Raw genomic sequence first — 12,722 nt, forward strand, 5'->3', positions numbered from 1 at the left:
GCTGCTGCGGTTGCTGTGGTGCGGGCGGGGCCGCGGGGGCGGGCGCCCCCGGAGCCGCGAAGCCCGGGGCGGGGGCCGCCTGGCCGGGCGGCGCGAAACCGGGCGCACCGCCCTGCGCGGGCGCCGGTGCGGGCGCGGGCTCCTCCTCGGCGACCTCGCCGCCGAAGTTCCTGAGCAGCGCCTCGAGTCCGCCGTCGAAGCCCTGTCCGACGGCGGCGAAGCGCCAGACGTCCTTGAGGTAGAAGTCGCCCAGCATCACCGCGCGCTCGGTACTGAACTCCGTACCGTCGAAGGCGTACCGGGCCACTTCCTCGCCGCCCGCGACGATCCGGAGGTAGCCGGGGCCGACCTGCGACATCTGGCCGGCGCCGTCGATGGTCGCGGTGAAGGAGAGCTTCTGGATGGTCGACGGAATGCTGTCGAGCGTGACCCGGAACGACTCGGTGTCACCGGCCTGCGCACCCAGCTGCTGTATCGCTTCTTCAGGCGATTTGGGCTGATTGAAGAAGATGAAGTAGCGGTCGTCCGAGAGCCGTTCGTCCGCGTCGAGGCCGAAGCAGCTGATGTCGAAGCTCAGCCCGGGCCCGGCGATCTGCACACCGACGTACAGATCCCTCCCGGCCGTCAGGTCGCTGATCTTGGCCTTGTGGCCGCGCTGGAATTCCCTGGCCATACGTAACGACCGTCCCCCATCCCGAACCGGTGAATGCTTTTGCGCCAGGCTAGCCGCTGCCGCCGACAAAAAACGACGCCGGGGAGCGTCGTGTGGTTCCTCAGTCCGGTTCCGTTCCGGTTCCGGCGCCCGGCAGATGCGGCAGCCGCCCGGCGGCCACCACGCCCTCCAGATAACCCCGGGCCCGCTCGGTGCGCGGATACGCCTCCAGCAGCTCCCAGAAGCGGCGGCCGTGACCGGGCACCAGCAGATGGGCCAGCTCGTGGACGAGGACGTAGTCCACGACGTACTCCGGCATGCCCTTGAGCCGGTGGGAGAGCCGGATGCTGCCCTCGGCCGGGGTGCACGACCCCCAGCGGGTGTTCTGGTTGGTGACCCAGCGGACCGAGGCGGGCCGCGCCCGGCCGCCCAGATACTGCTCGGACAGCCACTCCGCGCGCGCCACCAGCTCCGTGTCGCCCAGCATGCGCTTGCTCTCCTGCGCCGCGAGCTTGTCCAGCATCACGCCGACCCAGCGCTGTTCCTCCGCTTCGGACATGCGGGCGGGGATGAGGACGATGGTGCGGTCGCCCTCGCGGTACGCGGAGACGGTCCTGCGCCGACGCGAACTCCGGCGGACCTCGACCGCGCTCGTGCCCGAGCCCCGGTTCTGCGGACTCGGCGGACTCGATGGGCTCGGCGGGCTCGGGGCGGTGCGCGGGGAAGGATCGGCGGGCACGCCCCGACGTTACCCGCTGGCAGCCGGGGAAGTCCTGCCCTCGCCCGCGGTTGCGGGGCGAACCACTCCTCGGCGTGCACCGCTTGTACGACTATCAACACAGCCTGTGGATAACTTTCGGCGGCGGGTGGGCGGCCGGGCGCATGCTGAGAACCGTTCGACGAGGCGATGCGGCACATCGACGGCGGCACATCGACGAAGGGGGACGGCGATGCATCCCATGCTCAAGCCCGCGCTGCGGCGCGCCTGGCGGAGCCGGGACACGGTGCAGTTCGGGGTGGCCCGGGCGCATGCGGTGGTGGTGGGCCCGCTGGACACGGCGACGGGCAGCTTTCTGGAGCTGCTCGACGGCACCCGCGGGCTGCCCCTGCTGCGGCAGGAGGCCCAGGCCCTCGGGCTGCCGGAGGAGCGGGCCGATGAGCTGCTGGACAGACTCACGGCCGCCGGGCTGCTGGACGATACGAGACCCGGCGACCCGCCCGCGGCCCTGGTGAGCGGCTCCGCCGCGGCCCTCGACCGGCTGCGGCCGGACGCGGCGGGCCTGTCGGTGCAGCATCCGGAGCCGGGAGCGGCGGCGCGGCTGCTCGCCGCGCGGCGGGCGACGCGGGTGCAGGTGCGCGGTGCGGGCCGGGTCGGGGAGACAGTCGCCGCGGTGCTGTCCTCCGCGGGGGTCGGGCAGATCGATGTGGTGGACGGGGGCTGTGTCGAGCCCTGGGACGTGGCGCCCGGCGGGCTGGTGGCCCGAGCAGATCGGAGAGCGGCGGGATGCGGCCGCGCGTCGGCTGGTGCGCCGGACCGCACCGGGCCCGCGGCCACGCCCGCGGACCGGGGAGCCGCCGCCCGGCGGGGAGCCCGGGCTGGCCCTGGTGGTGATCGCCCCGCGCGACGGTCTCGCGGCGTACGCACCGGATCCGGCGGCGGCCGAGCCGCTGCTCGCCTCCGGCACACCCCATCTGTACGCGGGCGTGATCGAGGGCACCGGGGTGGTGGGGCCCCTGGTCCTCCCGGGCGTCACCCCCTGCGCGGGCTGCGCCGCGGCGGCCCGTGCCGAGCGGGAGCCGGCGTGGCCGCGGATGCTGGCCCAGTGGCGGTCCGGCCGCCGCGGTGCCGCGCCCGCCTGTGACACGGCGCTGGCCACGGTGGTGGCCGGGCTCACCGCCTCCCGGGCGCTGGCCTTCCTCGACGGCGGACTGCCCGGGGGCGCGGCGGCCCGCTGGGAGCTGACGCTGCCCGCCCTCTCCTGGCAGGCCGAGCGCGTCGAGGCGCATCCCGGATGCGAGTGCGGAGCGGCCGGGCGGGATGATGCGGTATACGCCTCGGCCGCGGAGAGACCGCACGCCACAATGTGCGGGTGACCGACGTCCGCGGAGTGGGCGACGGGGGTCCGGGAGGCTGCTCCCGGGATGGCTCAGCTGTAGTTGGAGGGCGCATGTCCGATCTGCCGCGCAAGGCGATCACCCGCACCGCCAAACTGGCGGCGCTGCCCCTGGGATTCGCGGGGCGCGCCACCTGGGGGCTGGGGAAGCGGATAGGAGGGCGACCGGCGGAGATCGTCGCGCGCGAGATGCAGCAGCGCACCGCCGAGCAGATGTTCAAGGTCCTCGGCGAGCTCAAGGGCGGGGCGATGAAGCTCGGGCAGGCGATGTCGGTCTTCGAATCGGCGCTGCCCGAGGAGATCGCCAAGCCCTACCGGGCGGCGCTCACCAAGCTTCAGGAGGCGGCGCCGCCCATGCCCACCGGCACGGTCCACGCGGCGCTGGAGGAGCGGCTCGGCCCGGAGTGGCAGGAGCTGTTCCTGGAGTTCGAGGACAAGCCGGCGGCGGCCGCCTCGATCGGGCAGGTGCACCGGGCGGTCTGGCATGACGGGCGTCAGGTCGCGGTCAAGGTGCAGTACCCGGGCGCGGGTCAGGCACTGCTGTCCGACCTCAGCCAACTGAGCCGGTTCGCCCGGGTGCTGGGGCCGCTGGTGCCGGGCATGGACATCAAGCCGCTGATCGCGGAGTTGCGCGACCGGGTGGCCGAGGAGCTGGACTACGAGCTGGAGGCCGAGTCCCAGCGCGCCCATGTCACGGAGTACGCCGAGGACACGGAGATCGTGGTGCCTGAGGTGGTGCACCGGAGCGATCAGGTGCTGATCACCGAGTGGCTGGAGGGCATACCGCTCTCCGAGGTGATCGCCGAGGGCAGGCCCGAGGAGCGTGACCGGGCCGGTCAACTGCTGGCCCGCTTTCTGTTCTCGAGGGCGTCCCCGCACCGGCATGCTGCACGCCGATCCGCACCCCGGGTAACTTCCGGCTGCTCACCGGGGACGCCCCGGACGGGCCGCCGGAGCAGTGGAAGCTGGGTGTCCTGGACTTCGGCTCGGTGGACCGGCTCCCCGGGGGGCTGCCCGAACCCATCGGCATCGCGCTGCGGATGGCACTGGAGGGCGACGCCGCGGGGGTCTACGACCTGATGCGGGGTGAGGGGTTCGTCAAGCCGACGATCGAGCTGGATCCCGAGGCGCTGCTGGAGTTCCTGCTGCCGATGCTCGAACCGGCCCAGGTCGAGGCGTTCCACTTCGAGCGGCAGTGGATACGCGGCCAGGCGGCGCGGATGGCCGACCGCGGTTCACCCGTCTACGAGCTGGGCAACCAGCTCAATCTGCCGCCCGCCTATCTGCTGATCCACCGGGTGACCCTGAGCACGATCGGGGTGCTGTGCCAGCTGGGCGCCACGGTGCGGCTGCGGGATGAACTCGAAGCCTGGGTCACCGGCTTCGCCGCCGAGGCGGAGGAGGCCGACGAGACCGCCGAGGCCGATGAGACCGACGGGAAAGCCGAGGGCGCCGAGGGCTCGGACGACGCCGAGGTCCCGGCGGAGCGGGCGGCCGAGGACGCGGAGACCTCGGCCTGAGCTTCCGGGAACGGCCGGAGGGCCGGTCCGCATGGGACCGGCCCTCCGGGTAGACGCGGCAGCCGCGTCAGGACATGACCGCCGTGGCCAGAGCCCGCCGGGCACGCAGCGAGGCACGCCCCGCGCTGCGGTGCAGGCGCATATGCGCACGCGCCAGGGCTTCTGGGATGAGTTGCATTTCTCGGGTCCTGTTCTGGCGCGACTCGGGCGCGCCGGAGTGATGGCGTGTGGGTGTGTCGGAGACCGGATGGGTCATCGTCGGGACCTGCTTCATGGGCTCGTGCGTCGCTGGGCGATCGATGGTGCCGGGGGTGCTCATGCCGCGACCGGGTTCTTGCGCGGGCGACCACGCGGCCGCTTGCGGGCCACGACGACCCCCTGGACGAACAGCTCGCCGCCCCAGACGCCCCAGGGCTCGCGACGGTCTTTGGCCCCGGCGAGGCAGGCCTCGCGCAGCGGACAGGTCTGACACAGCGACTTGGCGTACTCGACGTCGGCCGGGGACTCGGCGAAGAAGACTTCCGGGTCGTAGGAGCGGCACGGGACGGCTACGCCCAGGTTCTCGATGGCGTCATCGAGCTCGGTGAGGGCGGTGAGGGGGGTCAAGGAGTCCTCCGAGGAGTCAGGCGGGCGGTTCAGGTCGGTCTCTGCGGACGGGGCGTGTGCGTTGAGTTGCACGGTGGCGTGTTCCTCGTCTGTTCGGTCCGGCTCGTGGCCGGGCGCGGGCAAATCAAAAGGACCGCGGATCCCGGTGTGGGTTCCGCGGCCCTGGAAGGTGCCGACCTGATCCTGAATCAGGCTGGATAACTCCAGGGTTCGAGCCTGCGGAAGGCCCACTTCTCGTGGTGCTGCTGCGTCGTCCGGGATCCGGCACCATTGGCCGCCAGGGCATAGGCAAATGCCCGTGCCGCTGCCGCTACCGCAGGTGCCTGCGTCGGTCGCTCGCTGCGCTCGCTGAGACGCGCTTCATTGGCGCCGGGCATACCGGTGCCGGGAAGCGGGGAGCCGAGCGGGCAGGTGGCGAGGACCGAGCGATCGGTCATTTTGATGGTCTCGATGAAGCTGATCATTGGTCTCCGCCTCCTCTCGGCGTCTCAGGGGACCAGTGCGAACCGGTCCGGACTTACGTAGTACAACACGGATTCCTCGGTTCCCGGAAGGGCCGTTGTCTCCGTGCTCGGAAGGCTATGGGTATGCCGTCCGCGCGCGCAAACTATTTTTCCGTCGAGTTTTCCGCGGGGTCACCCGGTTGGCTTCCCTCGCCCCCGACGTCCCCGTCACCCTCGTGCGCCCCGGGCAGTTCCCGGCCCGCGCAGAGCGCGAGAACATCGGCGCCGAACCTGCCGAGTTTCCGTCGTCCTACACCAGAGATGCCGGACAGCTCCGATTCGGTTCCCGGCACGGCCTCGGCAATCGCGAGCAGCGTCTTGTCGGTGAAGACACAAAAGGCCGGCTGGCCCAGCAGCCCGGCCTGCTCGGCCCGCCAGTCGTGCAACCGCTCGTACAGCGCCTCGTCCAGCTCCGAGGGGCAGTCCTCGCAGCGCATCAGCTTCATCTCGCCCGCGTCGGTCAGCGTCCTGCCGCAGACCCGGCAGTGCACCGGGGTGCGCCGCTTGCGCACCGGGGCACTCGGGCCGGTGCCGCGCTCGATTCCGCCCCCACCGCCGGGCATCCGGGCGGCGGGCGCCGCGGAGCCGGGCCGCAGCCCGTTCAGAAAGCGGGTGGGCCTGCGAGAGGCGCGGCCGCCGGGCGCCCGCGAGAGCGCCCACGACAGGCTCAGATGGCGGCGTGCCCGGGTGACCCCCACATAGAGAAGCCGCCGCTCCTCCTCGATCTGCTGATCGGTCTTGGCGTAGGTGATCGGCATCATGCCCTCGGTCAGCCCCACCAGGAAGACCGCGTCCCACTCCAGGCCCTTGGCGGCGTGAAGTGAGGCGAGTGTCACACCCTCCACGGTCGGGGCGTGCTGGGCGGCCGCCCGCTCGTCCAGCTCCGCCACCAGATCGGAGAGGGTGGCCCCGGGCCTGCCCCGGGCGAAGTCCTCGGCGAGCCGCACCAGGGCGGCCAGCGACTCCCAGCGGTCGCGGACCGCTCCGGAGCCCGCGGGGGGCTCGGGCGTCCAGCCACGGGTGCCGAGCACGGCCCGCACCTGGGACGGGATGTCGTCATCGGACAGCACAGGGTCGGCGCTTCCGGCACGGGCCGCGCCCCGCAGCAGCATCCCCGCCTCGCGGACCTCGGGCCGCTCGAAGAACCGCTCGGCGCCGCGCAGCTGATACGGCACCTCGGCGTCGGCCAGCGCCTGCTCGTACAGCTCGGACTGGGCGTTGACCCGGTAGAGGACCGCGACCTGGCTGGGCGGGACACCGGCGCCGCCCTGCGCGACCGGGGTGATCAGCTCGCGGATCCGGCGGGCGGTGGCCTCGGCCTCGGCGGGCTCGTCCGCGTAGGCGGTGTAGACCGGCTCGGGGCCCGCGTCGCGCTGGGAGACCAGCTCGAGACGGTGCTCCGCGGCCCGGCCGCGGGCCTGGGACAGCAGCCCGTTGGCCAGGTGCACGACCTGGGGGGTGGAGCGGTAGTCACGGATGAGCTTGACCACCGTGGCGCCGGGGTGGCGGGTGCGGAAGTCCAGCAGATGGTCGGGGGTGGCGCCGGTGAAGGAGTAGATGGTCTGGCTGGCGTCGCCGACCACGCACAGGCTCTGCCGGTCGCCGAGCCACAGCTCCAGCAGCCGCTGCTGGAGCGGGCTCACGTCCTGGTATTCGTCGACCACGAAGTGCTGGTACTGGCGGCGCACCTGATCCGCGATGTCCGGCCGCTCCTCCAGCACACCGACCGTGAGCAGCAGCACATCCTCGAAGTCGATCACGCCGCGGTCACGCTTCAACTGCTCGTACCCGGCGTAGATCCGGCCGATCTCGGCCGGGTCGCGAGGGGCTTCGCGGCCGTGCTTGGCGGCCGCCGCCGGATAGTCCTCGGGCACGGTCTGGGTGACCTTCGACCATTCGATCTCGCCGGTCACGTCCCGCAGCTCATTGCGGTCCAGCCGGACGCGGCAGCGCGCGGCGGCCTCGGCGACGAGCTGCACCTTGCGCTCGGCCAGCCGCGGCACGTCCCCGCCGACGGCCTTGGGCCAGAAATACTGGAGCTGGCGCAGGGCGGCCGAGTGGAAGGTGCGCGCCTGCACCCCGCCCGCGCCGAGCTGCCGCAGCCGGCCGCGCATCTCGCCCGCCGCGCGGTTGGTGAAGGTGACGGCCAGCACGCTGGCGGGCTGGAGGATGCCCGCCCGCACCCCATAGGCGATCCGGTGGGTGATCGCCCGGGTCTTGCCGGTGCCCGCCCCGGCCAGCACGCACACCGCCCCGTGCAGGGCCGTCGCCACCTCGCGCTGCTCGGGGTCGAGCCCCTCCAGCACCGCGTCGGCGTCACGCGGCGTGGCCGCGTAGGCGCCCGGCGTGGAGACCTGCGGGAAGAGAGTGGAGTGCGTTGCTGGTGTCACCCCGCCATGCTGCCAGGTACCCCGGGACCAGCGCGCCGGTTGTCCACAGCCGTGACCATGCGGTCATATGAACGCCGGGCGCCGCGGTCACGGCGCCGCTGGGAATGAGCGATGGAAGATGAACGTTCACCCTTTGCCCATACGCCACGACCCCGAGGAGAGCGAACACCGATGTCCGGCACTGTGACGATGTACAGCACCACCTGGTGCGGCTACTGCCGCCGGCTCAAGGGCCAGATGGACCGCGAGGGGATCACGTACACCGAGATCAACATCGAGCACGACCCGGAGTCCGCGGCCTTCGTCGAGAAGGCGAACGGCGGCAACCAGACGGTGCCCACCGTCCTCTTCTCCGATGGATCTACGCTGACCAACCCCTCCCTCGCCCAGGTGAAGGCCAAGGTCGGGGTCTGAATCAGCGGTTCCGGTCAGCCGCGGGGCAGCGGCTCGCCGTACCACAGCTCGATCAGCCGCGCCGCGATCGAGATCCCGGACGGGGGCAGCACCTCGCCGGACTCGATCGCGGTGCGCAGCTCGTCCCGGGAGAACCAGCGCGCCTCGTGGATCTCCTCACCGTCCACCTGGATCCGTGAGGACGTGGCCCGGGCCATGAAGCCCAGCATCAGGCTGGACGGGAACGGCCACGGCTGGCTGGCGACGTACTCGACCTCGCCGACCGGGACGCCCGCCTCCTCGGCCACCTCGCGGATCACCGCCTGCTCGATCGACTCCCCCGGCTCCACGAAGCCCGCGAGCGTCGAGAAGCGCCCCTCCGGCCAGTGCACCTGGCGCCCCAGCAGCGCCCGGTCCAGGTCGTCCGTCACCAGCATGATCACGGCGGGGTCGGTGCGCGGGTAGTGCTCGGCGCCGCAGGCCGGGCAGCGGCGGATGTGGCCCGCCGCCGCGATCACCGTGCGCTCGCCGCAGCGGGAGCAGAAGCGGTGCAGCCGCTGCCAGTTCTCCAGCGCGACCGCGTGCACCAGCAGCCCCGCGTCACGCTCGGACAGCAGCGAGCCCGCCTCGCGCAGCCCCGCGGGGCGGGCCGACTGGTCCATGCGGCCCGGCAGGGTGTCCTTCTGGAGCGCGAAGTAGCGCACCCCGTCCTCGTCCGTGCCCAGGAAGTAGCGGTGGGTCTCGGTGGGCGGGGCCTCGAAGGCCGGGGTCATGACCAGCTCGGTACGGCCGTCAGGGGTGTCGTCGACCAGGGCCTGGCCTCCGGAGACCACGAAGACCCGCGTCGTCGGGTGGCTCCACGCCGCGGCCAGCCATGCCTCGTCCAGTCGGTGGTGCGCCGCGCGGTCGATGCCGCTCGGGGCGCTGAGCGTGATCGGCCGGGTGGCGGCCTGCTCGGTCCAGGTGGTCACGGCTGCTTCCAACTCCCCATGCGAAACGGGTGGTTTACGTACATACGCGAGCTATACGGGTCCATTCTCCGCGAGGTCGGCCCAGAGGTGGGCGGCCGTCTCGGCGCCCTTCGCGAGGAGGTCCAGCTCGACCTTCTCGTCGGGTGCGTGCCAGCCGTCGGACGGCACCGAGATGCCCAGGAAGAGCACCGGAGCGCCCAGGACGTCCCGCAGGTCGGCCGCCGGTCCCGATCCGCCCTCGCGGGTGAAGCGGATCTTCTGGTCGAACGCCCGCCCCATGGCCCGTACCAGGGACTGAAGGGCGGGGTGGTCCAAGGGGGTCAGACAGGGGCGGGTCGCGCCCCAGAAGGTGATCTCGTGCCGGATCCCGGCCGGGAGGGACGCCGCGACCCACTCCCGCACGGACCGCTGGATCTGCTCCGTGTCCTGACCGGCCACCAGCCGGAAGGACAGCTTCAGCTGGGCGGTGGACGGCACGATCGTCTTCCCGCCCGGTCCCTGGTAGCCCCCGGCGATGCCGTTGACCTCCGCGGTGGGGCGGGCCCAGATCCGCTCCAGGGTGGTGTACCCGGCCTCGCCGAGCAGGCCGTGCGAATGCGCGGTGCGCAGCCAGCCCGCCTCGTCGAAGGGCAGCTCGGCGAAGAGTTCGCGCTCGCGGTCGGTCAGCTCCACGATGCCGTCGTAGAAGCCCGGGACGGCCACCGTGCGGTCGTCGCGGTGCAGCGCCGCGGCCAGCCGGGCGGCCTCGGTGGCGGGGTTGGGCACCGCGCCGCCGAAGGAGCCGGAGTGGATGTCCTGGTCCGGCCCGTACAGGTCGATCTGGCAGTCGGTGAGGCCCCGCATCCCGGTGCAGACGGTCGGGGTGTCCTCGGACCACATGCCGGTGTCGGAGACGATCACGGTGTCGCAGGCGAGCCGGTCGGCGTGCGCCGTGATCAGCTCGGGGAAGTGCGGGGAGCCCGACTCCTCCTCGCCCTCGATCAGCAGCTTGAGGTTGACGGCGGGCGCGGTGCGGCCGGTCGCGGCCAGATGGGCGCGCACCCCCAGGGTGTGGAAGAGCACCTGCCCCTTGTCGTCGGCGGCGCCGCGCGCGTACAGCCTGCCGTCCTTGGAGACAGGGTCGAACGGGTCGGTGTGCCAGCCGTCCTCGCGGGCGGCGGGCTGGACGTCGTGGTGCCCGTAGACGAGCACGGTGGGGGCGTCCGGGCCGCCGGACGGCCAGGCCGCGAACACCGCCGGGGCGCCGGGCGTCTCCCAGATCTCGACCTCCGGGAAGCCGGTCGCGGTGAGGTGCGACGCGAGCCACTCGGCGCTGCGTCGGACGTCACCGGCGCGCGCGGGGTCGGCGGATACGGAGGGTATGCGCAGCCACGCGCCGAGGTCGTCGAGGAAGGCCGCGTAGTGGTCGTCGACGAAGGCGCGGACGGCGTTGTCCGTGTCCGGGGTGGTGCTCATGGATGTGAGCCTATCCGGCGCGCGGGAGCGCCAGAGCCTGGGTCTCCGGGCCGCTCATCCGCGGTCGCGCTCGGTCACGGTTCGACGTCGATGAAAGCGTTACGGACACCCTCGGCGTCGCGCTCTGTCTCGTCCGCCTCGCCGGTCAGGATGCGTTCCAGCTCCGCGCGGCCGGGCAGCTCCGCGGGGCGCACGACCTCCCCGCTGCGTACATAGAGGAACGCCGCCGAGACCGCCGACAGCGGCAGACCGTGCTGCTCGGCCCAGGCCAGACGGTAGATGGCCAGCTGGAGCGGGTCGGCGTCCTGGGAGCGGCCGGTCTTCCAGTCGATGATCTCGTAGCCCTGACCGTCCCCGGCGCCCGCCGCGGGCTCCCGGTACACCGCGTCGATCCGGCCGCGCACCGTCCGCCCCGCCAGGGTCAGCTGGAACGGCACCTCGACGCGGTACGGGGTGCGCCGGGCGTACGGCGTGCGCGCGAACGCCTCCTTGAGCGCCGTCAGCTCCCGCTCGTCCGCGATCTCCGGCTCGTCGTCCTCGCCGCCCGGCAGCTCGTCCGGGCCGAGGAACGGCAGCGGCAGCGCCTCGAAGCGCGACTCGACCCAGGCGTGGAAGCGGGTGCCGCGGCGCGCTGCGGGCTGCGGCGGACGCGGCATGGGGCGGGCCAGCTCCCGCGCGAAGCCGTCCGGATCCGCGGCGAGCCGCATCAGCTGGGAGGCGGTCAGGGTGTGCGGTACGGGCACCTCGTGCACGGTGGCGCGGGCGCGCCGCAGCTCCCCGGCGAGCGCGTCGAGATCGCGGTCCCAGGAGTCGGCCAGCCGCGCCTCCTCGGGGGCCAGGTCGCCATCCGGCGCGGGGCCGCCATCCGGCGCGGGGGGCGGGTTATGGGGGTACGTGTGCTCGTCGCCGTACGGGCCGTCGTACGCCTCGTCGTACGGGTCCGGGGCGTCGGGCGGCGCGTCGTACGGGTACGCCTCCTCGTCCTCGTACGGATACGGCTCGTCCGTGAACTCCGGCCAGGCCGGGTCGTCCTCCGCAACCGGCCCGTGCGGGTCAGCGGCCGGCGGGCCGTCCGCCGCCTCCAGGCGGGTCAGATGGGCCAGGACCGCGTCCGCGGCCCGGCGGCGGCGGGCCAGGGCTTCCGGGTCGAGCGGGAGCGGCCAGGCGCGGTCGGCGGCCGTCTCGCGCAGGGCCGGGTTCTCCGCGCCCTCCTCCGGCTCGTCCGCCCACGCCTCGACCTCGCCGTAACCGGCCTCACAGTGCGTGCGCAGCGCCTCCAGGAAGGAGGACGGGCCGCGGTGGCGCTTCTGGGACGGGCCCCACCAGTGCCCGGAGCCCAGCAGCAGCGAGCGCGGCCGGGTGAAGGTGACGTAGCCCAGGCGGAGTTCCTCCGTCCGCTGGTGTTCCTTCATGGCGTCCTTGAAGGCGTTCAGCCCCTTGGCGTCCCAGGCCGTGACCTCCGGGAGGGTGGCGGCGTCGCCGCGCAGGGCGTGCGGCAGGACCTTGGCGTTCGCCGTCCAGGACTCGCGGCTCTGCTCGCTCGGGAACTGCTTGGCGACCAGTCCGGGCACCGCCACCACGTCCCACTCCAGCCCCTTGGACTTGTGCGCGGTGAGCACCTTGACCGTGTTCTCGCCGCCGGGGAGCGCGTTGTCGAGCCCCTTCTCGTACTGTGCGGCGGTCCGCAGGAAGCCCAGGAACGACTGGAGGGTGGCCTCGCCGTCCACGGGCCCCCCTGCCTGCGCGGCGAAGGACGCGGCGACGTCCAGGAAGTTGCCCAGCGTCTCGCGGCGGCGGGCGGCCAGGGCGTGGGGCGAGGCGGACAGCTCGACCTCCAGGCCGGTGGTGGCGAGCACCCGGTGGAGGACGTCCATCAGCGGATCGGCCAGCGAGCGCCGCAGCTCGCGCAGTTCGGCGGCGAGCCGGGCGAAGCGCACCCGGGCCTCCGCCGAGAACGGCAGCCCGTCGTCCGGGCCGCCGCCGGAGTCGAGGAAGGTGTCGAGGGCGTCGGCGAGCGAGATGATCTCCGACGGGTCGACGCCCTCGACGGCCTCGGCGAGCCGCCGGTCCGGGTCGTCCTCCGCGCCGCCGTGGCCGCCGTGAGAGACGAGCGCGCGG

10 protein-coding genes and 2 pseudogenes are annotated in these 12,722 nt (G+C 72.9%); 3 read left to right on the plus strand and 9 right to left on the minus strand.

Annotated features, from left to right (window positions below):
- Positions 1 to 673, minus strand: a 673-nt coding sequence (locus SSOG_RS15675) for a TerD family protein (protein ID WP_167542492.1), incomplete at its 3' end; no start/stop codon positions are given.
- A 100-nt stretch (positions 674 to 773) separates the two neighbouring features.
- The gene (locus SSOG_RS15680; protein ID WP_009715205.1) at positions 774 to 1,391 is read right to left on the minus strand and encodes a M48 metallopeptidase family protein; all 618 of its coding nucleotides are present in this window, start codon (positions 1,389 to 1,391) and stop codon (positions 774 to 776) included.
- 211 nt (positions 1,392 to 1,602) lie between these two features.
- Here SSOG_RS15680 and SSOG_RS15685 point away from each other — a divergent pair.
- Positions 1,603 to 2,746, plus strand: a pseudogene (locus SSOG_RS15685) (ThiF family adenylyltransferase).
- A gap of 74 nt (positions 2,747 to 2,820) precedes the next feature.
- Positions 2,821 to 4,286 (plus strand): annotated as a pseudogene (locus tag SSOG_RS15690) (ABC1 kinase family protein).
- Positions 4,287 to 4,353: 67 nt separating this feature from the next.
- On the opposite strand, the gene SSOG_RS48460 reads toward SSOG_RS15690, so the two are convergent.
- The 4 genes from SSOG_RS48460 to SSOG_RS15700 all read right to left on the minus strand — a co-directional run bounded on the left by SSOG_RS48460 (position 4,354) and on the right by SSOG_RS15700 (position 7,785).
- On the minus strand, positions 4,354 to 4,605 hold the full coding sequence (locus tag SSOG_RS48460) for a hypothetical protein (protein ID WP_009715208.1): 252 nt from the start codon (positions 4,603 to 4,605) through the stop codon (positions 4,354 to 4,356).
- Positions 4,602 to 4,964, minus strand: coding sequence for a WhiB family transcriptional regulator (locus SSOG_RS15695; RefSeq protein WP_009715209.1), 363 nt, complete (start codon positions 4,962 to 4,964; stop codon positions 4,602 to 4,604). Before SSOG_RS15695 ends, SSOG_RS48460 begins: the two co-directional genes overlap by 4 nt.
- Positions 4,965 to 5,080: 116 nt before the next feature.
- On the minus strand, positions 5,081 to 5,356 hold the full coding sequence (locus SSOG_RS48465; protein WP_009715210.1) for a hypothetical protein: 276 nt from the start codon (positions 5,354 to 5,356) through the stop codon (positions 5,081 to 5,083).
- 143 nt (positions 5,357 to 5,499) lie between these two features.
- Positions 5,500 to 7,785 (minus strand): ATP-dependent DNA helicase UvrD2, encoded by a 2,286-nt coding sequence (locus SSOG_RS15700; protein ID WP_078510323.1) that lies wholly within the window; start codon positions 7,783 to 7,785, stop codon positions 5,500 to 5,502.
- A 171-nt stretch (positions 7,786 to 7,956) separates the two neighbouring features.
- Between SSOG_RS15700 and SSOG_RS15705 the strand changes: the two genes are divergently transcribed.
- Positions 7,957 to 8,199, plus strand: a complete 243-nt coding sequence (locus tag SSOG_RS15705) for a mycoredoxin (RefSeq protein WP_009715212.1) — start codon at positions 7,957 to 7,959, stop codon at positions 8,197 to 8,199.
- 14 nt (positions 8,200 to 8,213) lie between these two features.
- Here SSOG_RS15705 and nudC read toward each other — a convergent pair whose 3' ends face one another.
- The 3 genes from nudC to SSOG_RS15720 form a co-directional block, all read right to left on the minus strand.
- The gene (gene nudC / locus SSOG_RS15710) at positions 8,214 to 9,149 is read right to left on the minus strand and encodes an NAD(+) diphosphatase (protein WP_039937688.1); all 936 of its coding nucleotides are present in this window, start codon (positions 9,147 to 9,149) and stop codon (positions 8,214 to 8,216) included.
- A gap of 51 nt (positions 9,150 to 9,200) precedes the next feature.
- Positions 9,201 to 10,604, minus strand: coding sequence for a dipeptidase (locus SSOG_RS15715; protein ID WP_009715214.1), 1,404 nt, complete (start codon positions 10,602 to 10,604; stop codon positions 9,201 to 9,203).
- A 74-nt stretch (positions 10,605 to 10,678) separates the two neighbouring features.
- Positions 10,679 to 12,722 (minus strand): PD-(D/E)XK nuclease family protein (locus SSOG_RS15720; protein ID WP_078510324.1); only part of this gene is annotated, 2,044 nt, incomplete at its 5' end.

Origin of the sequence: Streptomyces himastatinicus ATCC 53653, assembly GCF_000158915.1 — a bacterium.
Classification (GTDB): domain Bacteria; phylum Actinomycetota; class Actinomycetes; order Streptomycetales; family Streptomycetaceae; genus Streptomyces; species Streptomyces himastatinicus.